The sequence below is a fragment of the Balneolales bacterium ANBcel1 genome, assembly GCA_029688905.1.
In the GTDB taxonomy this organism is placed as follows: Bacteria; Bacteroidota; Rhodothermia; order Balneolales; family Natronogracilivirgulaceae; genus SLLW01.
In genome coordinates, this window is record JARULB010000005.1 from 185,049 (window position 1) to 204,063 (window position 19,015).

Here is a 19,015-nt window from a genome sequence, read left to right on the forward strand (position 1 = left end):
GGCTGCCGCTTTGACCTGGTTATCATCCGGTTATCCTTAATTGTCCGCTAATCACTTCCGAATATGTTCTTGATCTTGCTCCAGACACCCCGTTTTTTTTCAACGGACTTGTTCACGCGATCCATGTCGGGGGAGGTGATATTATCAAAGAGCTCCCTGCGTTCGGCGTCTTTGGATGACGACTTCTGCCTTCCACGGGATGGTGCACGGCCTGAGGAACCCTCCTTGCCGCGTTGGGGTCCACGGCGGCGGCCTTTTTGAGAACCTCCTTCGCCTTTGCCCCCCCTGGCCGGTCCGCGGCGTCCCTTGCCGGATCGGTCCTCCTGGCGGCTGCTTCCATCATCCTGTGATTGTGCCTGCCGGGACTGCTGAGGATCCGGTTGATCCTTGCCGGCACGCTCGGAACGACTTTTGGAATCCTTGCCGCGGCGATTTCCACCCGGCCTTCTTCTGCCTCTGCGTCGTTTGGGACGGCCATCGGAGTCCTTGTTTCCGGAATCTCCACCGGAATCCCGCCCTTTTGCAGCATCATCGGAGCCCGAATCGGTGCCCTGTTTGCTTGTCTGAAGGGTGTTGCGGCCACCCTGACTGCGTTCTCTGCCGCCACTGCCGGATTTCTTTTCACCGGCGGCCGGTGCTCCGGCGGCTTCATCCTCAGACACGGGCTTTCCGTTTTGCGTACCCGAATCTTCTTTGCCGGCTTTTGCATCTTTGCCGCGAGGTGGCCTGCCCTTACCGGAGCGGGATTTGTCTTTGTCACCGGATGCATCCTTTCGCTCCGGCTTTTGCCGGCCCTGGCCACGTCCGCGTCCCCTGCGCCGGTTGCCGTCCGATGAGCGTTCTTCATCCTGATCCTGTCCACCTGCTTTTCCGCTGATCTCGTCGGGCACCTCCATTTTCCTGATTTCGGAATCCATGCCGCGGATGATACTCTCCATATAGCGGCGATCCTGACCCGAAACCAGCGTTACGGCGTCACCGGTTGCCTCGGCGCGGGCGGTTCGGCCGATTCGATGCACATAATCCTCGACATCGTGGGGAACCGAGAAGTTAATCACATGGGAAATACCCACCACGTCGATACCCCTAGACATCACATCCGTTGCCACAATAACGCGATACTCCCCTTTTCGGAAGCTTTCCAGCGCTTTTTCCCGCTCGGCCTGGGTCCGGTCGCCGTGAATGCTGGTCACGTTGGCCCCTTTTCTGTTGAGCTCACGGGTCAGTTTGTCAACCGCCCGTTTGGTCGACATGAATATGATTGCCGACGGCCATTTTTCCTTTTCGTATAGATGCAGAACGAGCGGCAGTTTCTCACGCTCCTCCACATAATACATGCTTTGGGCTACACCTTCGGCGGCCTTGTTGGATGGCGCCATATTCACACGCTCCGGGTTTTTCATCATCTTCCGGGCGAGTTGTGCGATTTTCTGCGGCATGGTTGCCGAAAAGAGCAGTGTTTGACGCTCTTTGGGCAGGCTGCTGACAATCTGGGTGATATCGGGGATGAACCCCATGTCCAGCATCCGGTCGGCTTCATCGAGAATCAGAAAATCGAGATTGCTGAAGTCGACATCGTGGATTTTCATGTGGTCGAGCAGGCGTCCCGGCGTTGCAACGATGATGTTGGTGCCGCGGGAAAGCGCCTTTTCCTGGCGCGACCAGTCGTCGCCGCCATAAACTTTAGCAGTCGTTAGTCCGGTATGATAACCGATGGCAAAAAAGGCTTCGTCGACCTGTCCGGCCAGTTCACGGGTAGGTGTGATCACCAGTGCCCGGATACCCTCTTTATTCTGCTTTTTCTTCTCGGAAAGTTTCTCAAGCACGGGGATGGCGAATGCGGCCGTTTTGCCGGTGCCGGTCTGAGCGGAGGCCAGAACGTCCCGGCCTTGCAGAATCAGGGAAATGCATGCTTCCTGAATTGGGGTGGGTTTCTCAAAACCCATGTCCCGCAATCCGTTTAATACCTCTTCATGGAGGTTGAATTGATCAAATGACAAAATATTAAATATGGTTTTTGATAATGGCTTATTTTTTTACTCATAAGCTGTTGAAAGAATCTTGTAATATAAGAAATTAACCGGCCAAAGTTAATACCTGCCGGAATCAGGAGGATGGGTTATATTGGGCGAGACACTCAGTGTATGGCCCTGATGGCGGAGCCAAAGCACGATAACCACTACCAGCAGAACCACCCCGATAATGCCGATGATACCGCCTTCGGGACCAAATCGGCCGCCCGTCCAGAGATCGGGACCGGTAACCTGTGCCTGCAACAGCGACTGCCGGAACGGAATGCCGCTTACCGGCAACCCGTAAACCCCTCCCTGGATGAAATTCCATCCAAAATGTATCCCTACAGAGTAGCCGAGCTGACCGGTAACTACGTAGGGTATGGCAAGCATGATACCGGCCAGCACAATCGTCACCATCCCGAACATTGTGGCATTGGGATTGGACATGTGGAGCACCCCGAATACCAGGGAGCTGATGCCGATGGCGATGATGCCGGCGCTATTTCTGTTGTATCCGGTGAAAAAACCCTCGGTCAGGTTTTTCAGCTGATACCCCCGCGACCAGAGCTCTTCATAGAAGCCGACAACCGCCATGGTAATCAGATAGCCGCCAAATACCGCCATGAAACCGCGGGCCGAGTTGCGCTCCCATCCGTAGCCGGCGAACTCGATCCATCCCGCCATCCACAGGATCAATACCATCACAGACATAACCAGCGTGGCCATCAAAAAACCGATCCCGCACTCTTTCCACCATCCGGCGGTTATCCTGAGACCAAAATCGCGGATCGGTCGCTTGTCAACCATCCACCCGGAGACCCAAACCCCCAGTGTGATGGCGATGCCGCCGGCAACAATCTGCAGGTTTCTGCCGCCGACCTGGGACGCCAGCAGGGAGAGCGGAATCAGGAATATCAGGGAGAGAACGATCTGAATCAGGAGACGCCAGCCGGCGCGAATCCGGCCGTCCGAAGAAACGAAAACAGTCTCAAAAACCTTCATAGGATATAGAATCTGGAATAAAACGATGTATCTTGAAAACTTGATGCAGCGAGCGGGCGTGTTTCACCCGGACAACCGCTGCAAACATCACCCATGACAGACCAGGGATGCCCTCTATATGTGCGGAAGATATACTCTTTACTCGGATAAACAAGCCATTGAACAGCAATTTGATGTGTCGGTTCCTGATGAGGAGCTGCTGCAACCGGATTACAACATTGCCCCGGGATCCGCAAGGCCGGTCGTGGTAACACCCCGCATCGGTGAGCGCACCGTTGGCGCACTGAAGTGGGGACTCGTACCTCCCTTCGTCAAGGACCGCTCCGACTGGAAGCCGCTGATCAACGCTCGCAGCGAGACCGTCAGGGAAAAACCCTCTTTCCGCAATGCCTTTCAGCGCAAGCGCTGTATCATTCCCGCCAACGGATTCTACGAATGGAAGGATTTCGGAGGCGGAAACAAAATTCCGTTTTATATGCGTCTGCTGGAGAACGACCTGTTCGGCATGGCAGGCCTCTATGAAACACATATCGACGAAGACGGAGATCAATTGCATACGTATACCATCCTGACCACCGAAGCAAACGCGCTCATGCAGCCGCTGCACGACCGCATGCCGGTTCTTTTGCGCAAGGAAAATTACGATATCTGGCTGGATCCGGCGATCTCGGAACCCGAAGCGCTGGAACCCCTGATGCAGCCCTATCCGGTGGATGAAATGTCGGCGTTCCGGGTCAGCACCCGGGCCAACAACACCGCCAACAACGGACCGGAACTCATCCAGCCAAAAATGAAATAGCCCCGCTGCGCTGCACCTCCTCCCCGTCCTTCTCCGGATTCCGCCGAAACTTCCGCCATAAGCCCTTGCACGGCAAGGTTGCCGGAGGCCGCGACAAAAAAAAGCCACACCACCAAAAGCGGCATGGCCTTCAAGATCCTTGTTTCGTTATGATGACGTTGCGTGCTCCTTACTCTTCAGGAGGCGCGTCATCCTGCTGCGGCGGCAAAGCCGGAGCCGTTTCTGCCGGCGCTCCGAAATCCTCTGTCTGTACCGGCATCCCCTGCTGCTGGATCGTGCTTTGATCAATGGTCTCCCGGTCGATAAAGAAGTTGGCCAGTACGCACAGAGTCAAAAACATTGCGGCAAGAACCGATGTCGACTTGGAGAGGAAATCCGCCGTACGGCGCGCACCCATCATGTTGGCGCCACCGCCGCCGATTCCACCACCGCCGCCAATACCACCGGAAAGCCCTTGTCCCTGACCGGCCTGCAGAAGAATAACAATGACCATCAGAACCGAAATGATCGTAATAAGAATGATTGTCAGTGTATAAAGCATAATTTTATCGCTACTATTACCATGGTAAGATTTGTAAATTACCCAATTATGCGTTGAAATCAAACGCGAAAGTCACATCATTGTAACGATTTTTCCGGACAATCATTATGGCACAGCAGGACTTTCATATCGTGAACCGCATTACCAGGGCTGTAGCCGACCTGGCCGATCTAAGCCACGGGTTCACACAAAATCTGCTGTTTTCCATAGTGCTCATTTTCGGCTTCTGGCTGTTCCGGACTGTGGTTTTGCGTATCGTATACCGGAAATCCAGCGATCCGGAGCTGCATTACAAATGGCGTAAGTACCTGACGCGTTTCCTGGTATTCATTGCACTGCTGGTACTGGGTCGGACCTGGTTTGAGGGCTTCCAGTCGGTCGCAACGTTTCTCGGGCTCCTGTCCGCCGGCCTCATCATCGCATTGAAAGATTCGGTGGCCGACCTGGCAGGATGGATCTTTCTGATGTGGCGCAAGCCCTTCGAGATCGGAGACAGAATCGATATCGCCGGCGTCAGCGGCGATGTGATCGACCAGCGGATTTTCAAATTCAGCCTGATGGAAATCGGCAACTGGGTGGATGCCGACCAGAGCACGGGCCGGGTTATCCATATCCCCAATCACAAAGTGTTCACCGAGAACATCGCCAACTACACCGCCGATTTTCAGTTTATATGGAATGAGCTCCCGGTGCGCGTCAGCATGGAGAGCAACTGGAAGAAAGCCAAGATGCTGCTACAGAAAATTGCCGACCGCCATACGGCCAATATTTCCGACGAAGCCAAACAGCAGCTTCGCCGGGCGGCACGATCCTATTTGATTACTTACCGAATTCTGACGCCCACCGTCTATACCGATGTCAAGGACTTCGGCATCTCACTGACCATCCGGTACCTGACCAATCCGCGGACACGTCGCGGTACCGAACAGCAAATCTGGGAGGATGTGCTTACCGAGTTTTCCAAACATGATGATATCTCCTTCGCATATCCGACCATCCGCTACTTCGACCGGGGCAGAGAGGGCCATACCGGCTGGGGCATGAGCGACACCGAGGCCGGCCTGCCACCCGGCCCCGGACCAAAATGATCCGGGAACTCCGCTATGCCATCATCACAAAACACACAACCCGCACTGCCGGAAGCGTTCACCGCACGTATCCGCCGCCAGATCCCGGAGCATCACGACGCGTTTCTGGACGCTCTTGAAACGGCTCCCGCTGTCTCCATCCGCCTGAATCCTCATAAACCGGTACCGGTAACAAACCCGGCCGGCAGCGGCGCTTCACCCCGTGACCGGGTCATCTCTCCGGTGTTCTCTCTGACCTCCGGTCCCGTGCCCTGGTCACGGAACGGCCGTTATTTGCGCGAGCGCCCCTCGTTTACCGGCGATCCGGTATTTCACGCAGGCGGTTATTATGTGCAGGAGGCCAGCTCCATGTTCCTCGAACATGTACTGAACCTGCCCGCCATCCGTCAGAAAAGCGACCTGATTCTGGACGCCTGTGCCGCCCCCGGGGGAAAAACCACCCTGATCGCGGCGCAATTCCCCCGGTCGCTGGTGGTAGCAAACGAAGTGATCCGTTCCCGCATCCCGGCACTGCTGGAAAACAGCATCAAATGGGGGACCGGTAACTTGGTTATCACCCGTAATGAAAGCCGTCATTTTACCCGGCTCAACAGCTACTTCGACCTGGTGGTTGCGGATGTCCCCTGTTCCGGTGAGGGGCTCTTCCGAAAGACTCCATCCGCCCGTTCCGAATGGAGTGTCGACAACGCCGCACACTGCAGCCTGAGGCAACGCTCCATACTCACCGAACTGTGGGAAGCGGTCGCACCCGGCGGACACCTCGTCTACACCACCTGCACCTTCAACCCCGATGAAAATGAACGCAACATCGCCTGGCTGCTGAATAAAACAGGCGGGGAGTGCGTATCGGTGCCCCTCACTTTTCCAGGCGACTCCTCCGGTGCCGCAGACAGTATCCACGAAATTTCGGATGGCCCGGTTACCGGATACGGCTTTTACCCGCACCGCACCAGCGGAGAAGGGTTCTTTCTCTCACTCATCCGCAAACCGGCAACAGGCACAAGCGCACACGCGCGGCGTCCCCGCGCACATGCTCCGGCCATCCTGGATGCGTCCGACCATGCCGCCGCAGAGGCCACAACATGGTTTGAAGATGACGACCTGGCCTGGTTCCAGATCAGCGACCGCCTGCATCACATCCGCAGCAGCCATATGGAACACCTGCATATGCTGGCCTCATCCCTGTCGGTGGTCTACGCAGGCACCGAAGCGGGAAAAATCATCCGGGATGCTGTTCGCCCGTCACCGGCAGCGGCCCTGGACATCCGCATGGCAGCACACCGGCTCCCGCAGTTCCGGTGCGGACTCGAGGAGGCACAGGCCTTCCTGCGCAGAGAAACCCTGCCGGTGTCCGGTGATACCGCAACTGGCTGGCAACTGGCAACATACCACGGCCTGCCGCTCGGTTGGCTTAAAAACATCGGCAGCCGCCTCAATAATTACCACCCGATGGAGTGGCGGATCAGAAGATAATCAAGCCATTGAACGATGTTTTTCTTAAATTAAGAGGTTGTGCCCAGTGTGTTTTCGGGGCCTTCCACAGGTACTGCACACAACGCAAGAAGGCTTGAGCCGTCTGCCGGCCACGAGTGGCTCCCCGCTCGTCTCTGCCGCCAAGATCATCAGCATCCCGGAACCATCACACCCCTGTTTATTCCTGCATTACAACCATTTATGCAAACCCGACTTCCACGCATCTACGTCGATACGCTCGGCTGTTCCAAAAACCAGGTCGATTCCGAGGTGTTCATCGCCCAGGCAAAAGCCAATGAATTTGAAATTGTCTCCGACATCGAAGAGGCCAACATCCTGCTGATCAACACCTGCGGCTTTATCGAAGACGCCAAGCAGGAGTCGATCGACCATATCCTGGAGGGCGTGTCACTGAAAAAAGAGGGCAAACTGGACCGCCTGCTGGTGATGGGGTGTCTCTCCGATCGCTACCTGAAAGATCTTCAGAAGGATATTCCGGAAGTGGATAAATACTTCGGAAGCAGCCACACATCGCTGCCCGGGGTATTGCACGAGCTGGGCGGACGATACCGCAAGGAACTGATCGGAGAGCGAATGCTGACCAACCCCTCGCACTACGCCTACCTTAAAATTTCAGAGGGATGCGATCACACCTGCTCCTTTTGCGCCATCCCCATCATGCGGGGCGGACATGTCTCGCGCCCTGCCGATGAGCTTGTCATCGAAGCTGAGAAACTGAAGGCAAAGGGGGTGCGCGAACTGGTTCTCATCGGGCAGGATCTGACCTGGTACGGACTCGACCTCTATGGAAAGCGCTCGCTCGCGGACCTGCTTAAGCGGCTTTCGGATGTCGGATTCGACTGGATCCGGTTACAGTACGCCTATCCGGCAAAATTCCCCATGGACATCCTTCCGGTCATCCGCGATCGGGAGAACATCTGCAACTATCTCGACATGCCGGTTCAGCACGCCAGTACCGAGGTGCTCAAGTCGATGCGGCGCGGCATGAGCGGCGAACGAATGCGCGAGCTGCTGCATGAAATCCGGGCGGCGGTTCCCGGCATCCGGCTTCGCACAACGCTGATTGCGGGTTACCCGACGGAAACCGCCGGACATTTTGAAGAGTTGCTGGATTTCGTCCGGGAAATCCGGTTCGAACGCCTGGGCTGTTTCGCCTACTCGCAGGAGGAGGCGACCATTGCCTGGGAACTGGGAGATCCGGTACCTGCAGAGGAAAAGCAGCGGAGGGTCCGGGAGTTGATGGCACTGCAGGAAGAGATATCGCTTGAACACAATCAGGCGCTCGTGGGCCGCTCATTGCCGGTTCTGATCGACCGGATGGAAGACGGTGTGGCCTATGGCCGAACAGAATGGGATACGCCGGAGGTTGACAATGAAGTCATCATCCACGACGCGGTGGAAGGCTTCTCGCCGGCCCGGTTGCAGGCAGGCCGGTTCTGCCGGGTGCGCATCACCGATGCCGAGCCCTATGATCTTTACGGATGCATAGAGGCGGTGGATTAAGTCCATAAGTAACGCCTCACTTAGTGGCTCACGGCCTGCTTCTCCGGCTTTGGAACCGTAAAAAAGAAGCGGCTTCCTTTCCCAGGCTGGCTCTCGATGCGAAGCTTTCCCCCGTTAATGCGGATAAAATCTCTCACTACGGCCAGCCCCAGTCCGGTTCCTTTTTCACTGTTGGTGCCCCTGGTTGAGGTCGGTATGGAGGCATTCAACACCTGATCGATCTGATCGGGGCTCATACCGACTCCATTATCCGAAACCACAATTTCCACACAGTCCTCCTTCTCTTCCGCCGAGATTTCAACCCTCCCGTTTTCGTGGGTGAATTTGATCGCGTTATTAATCAGGTTTCGCAATACTACCGAAAGCAGGTTGCGATCGGCGTACACCATCACTTCGCGCTCCGGGCTCACCGTTGAATAGAGCTGGATGGACTTCCCGATTGCCCTGGATGCTTCATTACTGATATGAGCCTCTATAATGCCGGAAAGGCCGATTGTTTCCGGATGATGATCGATGCGGCCGGATTGCGACCTCGACCAGTTGAGCAGGTTCCGGATCATGATCTGAAACTGGAAGGTCGAATGACTCAGGCGTCCGGAATACTCTCTGATCTCCTCTTCATTGTTATTCTGAACGCTCTCGTTAAGCAGTTCCACAAATCCCACGATCCCGAAGGCTACGTTATTGATGTCATGTGCGATAATTGACAGTATTCTGTCTTTGGTACGGTTGGACTCCCGCAGTTTGCGGGTCCGTTCCGCCACCTGATAGCGCAGTTTGCGGTTTCTAATATTGATGGCGCGCACCCTCAGTTGATAACCGGTAAACAGAGCCAGCACAAGGAACAGCAGGGAAGCGGCCATAAACCATGCGGTACGCCAGAAGGGCGGCGTCACGATGAGCACCAGCTCGCGGGCCTCCTCCGGCCAGATGCCGTCGTTGTTGGTTGCCATCACGCGCAGGCGGTAGGTACCCGGGTTAAGGTTCGTATAGGTAGCCGATCTCTGACTCCCGATATAGTTCCAGTCACTGTCGAAGCCCTCCAGGATGTAGGCAAAATGGTTGCCTTTTACCGCACTGAAATTGAGGGCCGAAAACCGGAACGTGAGCATAGAGGCATCGTGAGAAACTACCAGCGTATCAAGGAGGTTGATCTGCTCCTGAAGCGGGGAGTCTCCGCCAATGGGAAGGGAGCGGTTGAACAGTTGTAAATCGGCAAAAATTACAGGATGGTGATCATCGCGGAGCTCCACTTTAAGGGGATCGAATCGATTGAAACCGTTGTATCCGCCGAAGTACATGTAGCCGTTTCGATCTTTCAGTTTGGATGCCTTGTAGAAATCACTCCTTTGCACACCGGCGGTCTCATCAAAATGCTGAAACGTTTCCCTTTCGGGGTTAAACCGGGCCAGGCCGCTGTTGGTACTCAGCCATAACAGCCCCTGATCATCTTCCAGAATGGCATGGACCATGTTTCCGGGCAGGCCGTCATCAATCGTATACGACCGGCTTACGGCCCGTTCTTCCCGGTCAAACAGAAGGAGACCGCCTCCCCGGGTGGCCAGCCAGAGCCTGCCGGTTCGATCCTCCCGGAAATCCTGAATCACACTGCTTCTGTACCGCCGCCCCTCGTTAATCTCATAGTGGTGAAACAGGCCGGTTTCCCGGTCGAAGCGGGTCAGGTCGCCGGAATAGGTGCCGATCCAGAACTCTCCGCGGCTGCACTCGTGAAACGACCGGACATCGTTATTGCCGATACTGTTGGAATCGGCAGGATCGGCGAGGTACCGGGTAAAACGCGTTCGATCCGGATCCAGCCGGTTCGCTCCTCCGCCGTTGGTGGCGAACCACATGGCGCCCCGGGAGTCTTCATAAACTCGAAATACATCATTATGGCTCAGGCTGTAGGGATCGTCGGGGTCGTGCCGAAAGTGGCGGAAAGTACGGCTTTCCGTGTCCATCAGGCTGACTCCATTTGCAAGGGTACCCATCCAAAGCCCCTCTTCATTCACATGCAAATGAATCAGGACATCTGCAGGAATTGATTGAAGGTTATCGGGGTCGTGAGTAAGGGTTTCAAATGTGCCGGTCACCGGATCAAACCGGTTCAGCCCTCCAGCCGTGGCAATCCAGATATCACCGGCATCATCCTGGGCAAAAGACCACACCAGGTTATTGCTGAGGTTTTGCCTCCCTCCGAGCCCCCGGGAAAAGTGCTCAAAATAGTACAGGCCCTGGTCAAGGTAACTGACACCGCCTGCCTGTGTCGCAACCCAGAGAATCTGGTCACGGCTTTCGTAAACATCGTAGATAACCCCCTCATTAACACTGTAGGGGTCATCTGGATGATATTGGAAAGCGACAGACCGGGTTCGCAACGAATCCATACGTATGAGCCCTTTTTGTGCCGTTCCAATCCATAATTTGCCTTCATTGTCTTCGGAAATCGTATGGATGTCTTCGTCACCTGAAAAAGCCGGGTGCCGGGGATCCTCTGCCACCGGAACAAATGTCTCGCGCTCTTGATCGAAAAAGACGAGGCCGCCTCCCTGGGTACCTATCCACATAGTACCGTGATGATCCCTGTATAGAGTTCTGATGTGATCGGAGGAGATGCGGCCCGACCAGTTCGGATCATGATGATGCGGGGTGATGTCTTCACGGTCGCGATCGATAATATTAAGGCCTCCCTGGGTTCCCACCCAAATTCGCCCCTGCCCGTCTTCTTCGAATGAGCTTACGGCGGGGTTAGACAGAGCAGCTCCTGAGGGAAATTCCAGCTTTTCGATGCTCTGGTCGGGTTTAACCATATAAATGCCATCGTATGTTCCGATCCAGATAAAGCCGTCGCTACATTCATTCAGTGACAGAATCGTACTATTGTGCAAAGAATGAGTATCATCACTCTTGTCGGGAATTCGCAAAAACCGGTCCCTGGCTTCGTCATACAGATGGAGGCCGCCCCCCTGGGTTCCTACCCAGAAATACCCCCGGGAGTCTTCCAGCAAAACCGAAACGGCATTGCTGGCGATAGTGTAGGGATCTTCGGCATCGTTTCGGTAAATGGTCATTTCAAACCCGTCGTAGCGGGTAAGGCCGATGTTGGTACCAAACCACATAAATCCGGACCGGTCCTGGTAGATCGCCCTGACCGACGGGTGGGAGAGTCCTTCCGACGTGGTAAGATGATGGAACCTCAGATCATCTTTGAACGCATCCTGATATGCCGCAAAACAGGATGCCCCAATCCCCAAAAAAAATGCACCAAACACAGCAGCAGCAAGAACCAGTTTCGCACGGAGTCCTTTGCTGCACATTCGCCTTGTGCCCTTTTTCAGCATATTGCCATAAAACTTATGTGTACAGTCTATCCCTGACGGAACGTGTATCAGATTTTTTCGAGTAGCCCGGCACAAGTTAGCCTGTTATTGCGGTTAAAAAATCATCCTGAATGCACAACCATCAGGATTTAAACAGCAATTATCGTGCCTTTTTGCCAAATTTTGATTGCTATATTTTATGATTTGGATTCAGCGACCATACTTCCTGAATCCGGCAGGCGCAATGCAAAAAAGGAGCCCGCGACCATCATCAATGCGAACATGAATATAACTCCACGGACACCGATAATTCCAGAAAAAGTTCCGATGACGGACGACGACAGGAAAAGGATCCCTACCAGGGTGTTACTTACCGCGACATACAGCGGACGTTCGTCTTCAGGGGCGGCATCCACCAGATAGGTTTTGCGCCCAAGCCGTGTCCCCGCCTGGGCAAAACCGGTAATGAAAATGACAGCTGAAAGCCACCAAGCCGTATAACCCTGACCCATAGCACTTCCCAAAACCAGAACAATGAACGCCGCAAAGGCACCAATCAAGCCGCCAAAAGCCATCGCGTGTCTGCTGGACCTGTCGGCAAGGCGTCCCCAGAAATAACTGCTCAGAACCATTGCAAGACTGTTCGCCATGACAAACAGGCCCAGGCCGCTGAGGCCGGTTCCGAGGTCTCTGGCAAAAAGAGAGTAGAACGGGACGACCAGAGGAACGCCCAGCAGCAAACTTCGTGCGATCACGAAATTGCGGAATCCCGGTTGCTCTCTCAGCAGAAACCACCCCTTCTTTGCCTCGGCAATGGCATTACGGCCACCATCCGTGGCGCCGGGGTACTCTTTGATCAGAGCAAATAATGTAGTCGCAACAATCCATAACATTGCGGCTCCGGCAAGCAGAGCTCCGTAAAACCACAAGGGTTCGTCATCGCCTCCGGCCATCATCAACCATGCACCGGCACCAAGAGCAAGAACCCCGCCTGCGGTTGCCCGGATGGAGAGCAGGGTACCACGCTTGCCTTTGGGAATGGTTTTTGCCATCACATCCTTGAAACTGACCGACGCCACTCCGCTTGCCATGCTGAATATCGCAAGCAGTAGCAACACCCCGATTCCGCCCCAAAGGCCGCCGACTAACAGAGCCAGCGGAATCATCAGAAGCAGAGCCAGTGCCTGGACATAGCCTGCGGCCACCCAAAAATATTTACGCCGGGCATATCTTCGGATACGTGACGAGACCAGCAGTTGAGGAAGCAATGAACCGCTCCTGCTCAGGGGAACCAGAAACCCGGCAAGTGCAGAGGGTGCACCCATGGCACCCAGCAGCCAGGGCAGAACCAGCGAGGGACTGGCAATCTGTTCGGCCAATTTGGTCAGCGCTCCATTACCGGTGTTCAGGAAAAAGTTTCCCGGAACTTCGCGGCAGGCGCTGTCCGGAATACTCCGGCAAGCCCTCTCATCATCAATGGTCAGAATTTCATACGCCTTCTCAAGCGCACCGGACTGTTCAGGCAAAACAGGTGTTGTTTGGACTTAAATGGTTAACTCGGGCAAATCCCTGGAATAGAGATAGTACCGACTTTGTCGCCGCATGCAGCATCGAACCCGTCCGGCTAAAACGCAAAGCCGGCGGTCAGTGTAAAGACCCGGTGCTGCTCCCCATCGTCCAGCTCGCCCTTGAATACACTGCGTATGCCATGACTATAGCGAAAATCCAGGTGGATGGAGCTGACCATCAGATCAATCTCCGTACCCAGTCCGGCGGTGAACCCATAATCCGTATCACGGATATGATCATCCATGAAACTATCGTCACCGCCATTTACCGGCTCATTCACAGACCATTTGCTGTCGACCTTGAAGCCGACATAGGGCCCGGCAAAGATATGGGGGTTAATCGGTCCGGGCAGCGGCACATAGTATTTTATAAGCACCGGAATCTGGGCATAGTCGATTTCAAGCGATGTTTCCCCGCCTGCCAATCCATATCCTTCGGTTCCGATTCTCGAGTAAATCAGTTCCGGCTGGATGGCTACAGGTGACATGGGCGGACGAATTGTGACAAAAGCGCCGAAATGAAATCCCGACAAATAATCGGAATCGTCTACTCCCGAAAGTTTGGATGCGTTAACCCCTCCCTTGATGCCATAATCAAACAGCTGCGCCTTAGCCGGCTGCAGATTCAGCGACAAAACCAGTACGGTTACAGCCAGGATTGTCCAAATTTTTTCATTCATGATGAATCCGGTTTGGGTTTGGGATAGCCTGTAGCAGGAAGAACCGGCTGCAGCAATCATATGAAAGCCACCGGCTGCCAGCGATCACAAGTTAAAAAAAAACCGATACGGGTTCACGTTGTATAATAGCGGCCGTGACATGGTTGCATTCCGGAGGCCTTGGCCGCAAGTCCGGAAATAGCACTTCACCTCTGCCGACAGGCATCAGGGATTCGAGCGACCTGCCGGCCCGGTCCCGGAAGCTACCTTACGCAACCCTTCCCAGGGTGTCAAATGATCCGGTCGGGATTCTCCAGATCGGGAATGGGTCCCCTGAATCGAAAAAGCCTGCGAATCCAGCGGTACAGTTTGTAGCTCCGGATTTTGGCATACCACTGCATGGCGACCCGGCCTGTAGCATGGGCGTACGTCGGGCAGGGATAAATAACATCGGCCAGTTTCCGTAACGATATTCTGTGCTTCATGGCCAATGAAAACTGGCTGATCAACTCCCCTGCCTGTTTTCCTATGATGTCAACACCGAGAATCCTGCCACTCCATTTCTTTGCATATACAACAATCCAGCCTTCATCCGCATCATCCGTAACCGCACGGGCAATTTCGCTGTAGGGCAGCCGATAGATCTCGAACCGGACACCGGATCGTTCAAGCTGCTCCCTCGATGCTCCCACATGGGCTATCTCCGGCTGGGTGTAGGTTACACATGGCACTGCGCGCGTATCCATGCCAACCGGCCGCCGAAGCAGCGCGTTTGAAACCGCGACTCTTGCCATGTAATCGGACATGTGGGTCAGTTGAAACCTGCCGGTAATCTCCCCGACTGCATACACATGGTGAAGATTGGTCCTGCAGTTGGTATTGACCAGCACGCCGTTGCTGTTGTAGCGGATCCCGGCCTTTTTCAAATTCAACTCTTCCGGAAAAACCTGGCACCCGGTTGCTAGACAGAGCTTTTCGGCCTCCAGGCGCATACTTTTCCCCTGGTTTCTGAGCCTCATTATTATCCGGTGCTCATCTCCCTGAACCGACTCGGGTGAGCATCCCAGGAAAAACGCTACCCCTTCCTCCTCCATCTTTTTCTGCAGGATGGAGGTCATTTCCGGCGGATCCAGCGGCAGAATGAAGTGAGCCATATCCACCAGCGAAACAGCCGTTCCAAACCTTTGGCACGCCTGAGCCAGCTCCGTACCGGCCGGACCCGCACCAACAATGATCATGCTTTCGGGAAGGTCCGATTGTGCAAATATGGGTTTATTGGTGAGGTAAGGAGTATCGCCAATACCGGGTATCGCCGGTATATACGGACGGCTTGCACTCGCAATGATGATATACCGGGCTGTGACGTTACGGATGGCTCCGTTACTCCTGCGGATGGCTATGGTCCGGGCATCTCTGAACGATGCCGACCCGGTTTCCAGCTCTACTCCTCTCTCCACTAATGACGGAAGCCGGCCTGCCATGCTGTTGATCTTTTCCCGGATCTCATGGAACTTCACTCGTGCCGACTCATAGGTTGCTTCCCTGCTCAATGCGGCCAATTCCGACTGATGGAGCAGTATCCTGCCGGGTAATACCCCGGCACAAAAGCCTGCCTCATGATCGGCCTCTTCCGCGACAAGAAGTGTTTTGGCGCTCAACTCCACGGCCAGCCCGGCTGCGGTGCGGCCGGCTGTACCTGCTCCAATCACGATCAGATCATATTCATGTTTCATAATCGCTGCCTCCTGGCTGCCTCCTGATGGTTTCCCCAACATCCATTGATCTCAACATACTACAATTTACATTACCATAATACCCCCGTGCCGAAGGCTGCCAAAACACACCCGGTTTTTGAAATTGTGACATCACCTTTTTACCATCAGCACATGTTGCTATGCCTGTCCTTGAACTCCTTCCACCCAGAAACGATAGCGCATGATTTCCAGTTGTATCATAGAAAGCGCGGTTGCCGTGCGTACGGCATGTCCCGATATCATTACAAACACAATCTGCCATGAAAATTTTACTCACCGGCGTAACCGGTTACATCGGGAAGCGGCTTCTGCCCGTACTCGTTGAAAACGGACATCAGGTGATCTGCTGCGTACGTGACCGGAACCGCCTCAGCCTGAATCCCGACCTCCGTGATCAGGTGGAAGTGGTCGAAGCAGATTTTTTGAATCCGGAATCATTATCGGCAGTTCCCCAGGATATTGAAGCCGCGTACTACCTGATACATTCCATGTCGTCTCGCTCCGGCAATTTCCAGGACCTGGAACAGCAGGCGGCCCGCAACTTCCGGGACTGCATGAACCGGACCTCCGTCAGGCATGTCATCTACCTGAGCGGCATCATCAACGACCGGAACCTCTCCAGGCACCTGGCGTCGCGCAAGCAGGTAGAAGACATTATTTCGGATGGGAACTACCCCGCAACCACGCTGCGTGCCGGAATCATTATCGGCTCGGGAAGTGCCTCGTTCGAAATTATCCGCGACCTGGTTGAAAAACTGCCGGTGATGATCGCTCCCCGCTGGCTTAAAACCCTTTCCCAGCCCATCGCTGTCCGCGACGTACTCCGTTTTCTGGAAAAAACACTCTGCGACGAGCGGACCTTCCACGCCAATTTTGATATCGGCGGACCCGATGTGCTTACTTACCGGCAAATGCTTGAACAGTATGCCGAAGTGCGCGGACTCCGGCGGCTGATTATTTCCGTTCCGGTTCTTTCCCCGCAGCTCTCTTCCTACTGGCTCTACTTCATGACCTCCACGTCGTATTCGCTTGCCGTAAAACTTGTCGACAGCATGAAAGTGGATGTCACCTGCCGGGACAACCGCCTGGCCGAAATGCTGGATATCACACCCATTTCCTACCGGAAAGCGGTCTCCCTGGCATTCCGCAAAATAGACCAGAATGCCATCCTGTCGAGCTGGAAAGATTCCCTTATCAGCGGACGCCTGTCCAGCCGCCTGTCGCAACATGTGCAGGTTCCGACCGAAGGCTGCTTCAAGGACCGCAAAGAGCGACGGATTAATCGGCCCGATGTTGTACTCTCCCGGATCTGGCATATCGGCGGTGAAACCGGATGGTATTATGCCGACTGGCTCTGGCACTTTCGCGGTTTCTTCGACAAACTGTTCGGCGGTGTCGGGCTGCGCCGGGGCCGAACCTCACCCACAGATATAAAGGCCGGAGACACCCTTGATTTCTGGCGGGTGCTCCTGGCCGACAGGGAGCAGCAGCGGATGCTGCTCTACGCGGAAATGAGATTGCCCGGCGAGGCCTGGCTTGAGTTCCGCATCACCGGCGACACCCTGATTCAGGAAGCGACCTTTCGGCCAAAAGGGCTCTGGGGCCGGCTTTACTGGTATCTGGTGCTGCCGTTTCACTACTTCATATTCAACGGCATGATCAAGCGGTTGACGGAGTAATCCGGCGCCCGTTTTTCCCGCCCGCCGATCGGTACCGGAGATACAAGCGGCCTACTTGCCGATGCAAAACCGGGAAAAAATACTGTCGAGCAGATCTTCGGTAGTGATTTCGCCGGTGATGGTTCCCAGCTCGTTCAATGCCGCCCGCAGATCGATAGCCAGGAAGTCGCCGGTCAGGCCCCGGTCCAGTGCCTTAAGCGCTTCACGCACATGATGACGGGCTTTTTCCAGTCCGTCCCGGTGTCTGGAAGAAGTAACCAGCAGCTTGCCGGTATCGATGTCGCGGTTTTGCAGCACGGTGGCCCGCATTCGCTTTTTCAGTTCCTCGATCCCGCTGCCGTCCACCGCAGATATGACCAGATCGCACCAGCGTTCCGAAATGGCCGCGTCCGGATCATCGCCGGCCAGGTCTTTTTTCGTGCCCACTTTCAGAAACGCTTTTCCGGCAGCCCGCTCCATGATGCGCTTCAGCAGGCGTTCCTCTTCGGCATCCGGCGGCTCGGAGACATCCTTGAGATAGATAATTAGGTCGGCGCCGCCGACAGCCGACTCCGACCGCCGAACGCCTTCCGATTCAATTTCATCGGCGGTTTCGCGCAGGCCCGCGGTATCGGTGAGTGTGAACGTAAGTCCCCCGTAACTCCAGTCAGCGTCGATCACATCGCGGGTGGTGCCCGCCGTAGCGGACACTATCGCCCGCTCTTTGCCGATCAGCGTGTTCATTAGTGTGGACTTGCCCGCATTCGGGCGTCCAACAAACACCGTCCGGACGCCATGCTTCACCAGCCGGCCGGCCTCGTACGTCTCCAGCAGCTTACCGATCTCCCGGTCGACCTCATTCAACAACTTTTGAAGCTGCGCTTTGTCTGCAAACTCCACATCTTCTTCCACAAAATCGAGCTCCAGCTCCACCATGGCAGTGGCATCGATAATCTGGCGGCGAAACGCCCTGACATGCTCGCCCAGTGCTCCCTCCAGCTGCTGGCTTGCCGCCTCAACCGCTCTCCGGCTCCGGGCATGAATCATATCGGCCACCGCCTCCGCCTGCGACAACTCCATTTTGCCATTCAGAAACGCCCGCTGCGTAAACTCGCCCGGCTCGGCATGACGAATTCCAGTGCGCAGCAACGCCTCCAGCACTTCCTGCGTGACCAGAACGCCTCCATGGCACGAGATCTCGACCGTGTCTTCACCGGTATAGGATTTCGGAGACCGGAAGAGCGTCACAACCACTTCGTCAATCAGGCGGTCTGCCTCAATAATACGCCCGAAATGAGCCGTATGACTGGATTGAGCCGCTAAATCCCTGCCCCGGAACACCTGCGAAACCTTTTCGACCGCCGATTCGCCGGACACCCGTATCACTGATATCCCGGCCTCTCCCAGAGCCGTGGCGATGGCTGCAATGGCCGGTTTTTGCCGGATGACCGGGTTACTGGATTCTGTCATTTGCGTCATGGCTCTGTTTCAGTCAATTGGAAAGGTTCCGCATTGGTAATCCAATACAGGGAAAGGAAAATACGAAGCGGTCCGATACGCACAAAACCCGCACGGACACCTCACTCCGGTTCATGCGTTTTTTTACAGTTTTCG

At 55.1% G+C, this 19,015-nt stretch carries 13 protein-coding genes; 5 read left to right on the forward strand and 8 right to left on the reverse strand.

The features are described from left to right. Positions 1–47 precede the first annotated feature (47 nt). Positions 48–2,000: a DEAD/DEAH box helicase gene (locus QA596_08560; GenBank protein MDG5767511.1), complete on the reverse strand. Its 1,953-nt coding sequence runs from the start codon at positions 1,998–2,000 to the stop codon at positions 48–50. A gap of 90 nt (positions 2,001–2,090) precedes the next feature. Further along, the gene (locus tag QA596_08565; protein ID MDG5767512.1) at positions 2,091–3,017 is read right to left on the reverse strand and encodes a type II CAAX endopeptidase family protein; all 927 of its coding nucleotides are present in this window, start codon (positions 3,015–3,017) and stop codon (positions 2,091–2,093) included. A 118-nt stretch (positions 3,018–3,135) separates the two neighbouring features. Between QA596_08565 and QA596_08570 the strand changes: the two genes are divergently transcribed. Continuing rightward, entirely contained in the window at positions 3,136–3,816 is a 681-nt protein-coding gene (locus tag QA596_08570; GenBank protein ID MDG5767513.1) for an SOS response-associated peptidase, read from the forward strand. 169 nt (positions 3,817–3,985) lie between these two features. On the opposite strand, the gene secG is transcribed toward QA596_08570, so the two are convergent. Continuing rightward, the gene (gene secG, locus QA596_08575; GenBank protein ID MDG5767514.1) at positions 3,986–4,357 is read right to left on the reverse strand and encodes a preprotein translocase subunit SecG; all 372 of its coding nucleotides are present in this window, start codon (positions 4,355–4,357) and stop codon (positions 3,986–3,988) included. Between the two features lie 107 nt (positions 4,358–4,464). Here secG and QA596_08580 point away from each other — a divergent pair, with 107 nt between their 5' ends. The 3 genes from QA596_08580 to rimO all read left to right on the forward strand — a co-directional run bounded on the left by QA596_08580 (position 4,465) and on the right by rimO (position 8,442). Beyond that, the gene (locus tag QA596_08580; protein MDG5767515.1) at positions 4,465–5,445 is read left to right on the forward strand and encodes a mechanosensitive ion channel; all 981 of its coding nucleotides are present in this window, start codon (positions 4,465–4,467) and stop codon (positions 5,443–5,445) included. Between the two features lie 15 nt (positions 5,446–5,460). Further along, on the forward strand, positions 5,461–6,918 hold the full coding sequence (locus tag QA596_08585) for a hypothetical protein (GenBank protein MDG5767516.1): 1,458 nt from the start codon (positions 5,461–5,463) through the stop codon (positions 6,916–6,918). 201 nt (positions 6,919–7,119) lie between these two features. Beyond that, positions 7,120–8,442 (forward strand): 30S ribosomal protein S12 methylthiotransferase RimO, encoded by a 1,323-nt coding sequence (rimO, locus tag QA596_08590; GenBank protein MDG5767517.1) that lies wholly within the window; start codon positions 7,120–7,122, stop codon positions 8,440–8,442. A 20-nt stretch (positions 8,443–8,462) separates the two neighbouring features. On the opposite strand, the gene QA596_08595 is transcribed toward rimO, so the two are convergent. The 4 genes from QA596_08595 to QA596_08610 all read right to left on the reverse strand — a co-directional run bounded on the left by QA596_08595 (position 8,463) and on the right by QA596_08610 (position 15,722). Then, positions 8,463–11,759 (reverse strand): two-component regulator propeller domain-containing protein, encoded by a 3,297-nt coding sequence (locus QA596_08595; GenBank protein MDG5767518.1) that lies wholly within the window; start codon positions 11,757–11,759, stop codon positions 8,463–8,465. A gap of 200 nt (positions 11,760–11,959) precedes the next feature. Beyond that, entirely contained in the window at positions 11,960–13,288 is a 1,329-nt protein-coding gene (locus QA596_08600) for an MFS transporter (protein ID MDG5767519.1), read from the reverse strand. A 98-nt stretch (positions 13,289–13,386) separates the two neighbouring features. Beyond that, on the reverse strand, positions 13,387–14,010 hold the full coding sequence (locus QA596_08605) for a porin family protein (protein ID MDG5767520.1): 624 nt from the start codon (positions 14,008–14,010) through the stop codon (positions 13,387–13,389). A gap of 269 nt (positions 14,011–14,279) precedes the next feature. After that, positions 14,280–15,722 carry an NAD(P)/FAD-dependent oxidoreductase gene (locus QA596_08610; protein ID MDG5767521.1) on the reverse strand — a complete coding sequence of 481 codons (1,443 nt, stop codon included), beginning with the start codon at positions 15,720–15,722 and terminating at the stop codon, positions 14,280–14,282. A gap of 281 nt (positions 15,723–16,003) precedes the next feature. Here QA596_08610 and QA596_08615 point away from each other — a divergent pair, with 281 nt between their 5' ends. Then, positions 16,004–17,422: an SDR family oxidoreductase gene (locus QA596_08615; GenBank protein MDG5767522.1), complete on the forward strand. Its 1,419-nt coding sequence runs from the start codon at positions 16,004–16,006 to the stop codon at positions 17,420–17,422. A gap of 51 nt (positions 17,423–17,473) precedes the next feature. Here the strand turns inward: QA596_08615 and mnmE are convergent, their stop codons facing one another. Beyond that, positions 17,474–18,880, reverse strand: a complete 1,407-nt coding sequence (gene mnmE, locus QA596_08620; GenBank protein MDG5767523.1) for a tRNA uridine-5-carboxymethylaminomethyl(34) synthesis GTPase MnmE — start codon at positions 18,878–18,880, stop codon at positions 17,474–17,476. Between the last annotated feature and the right edge of the window lie 135 nt (positions 18,881–19,015).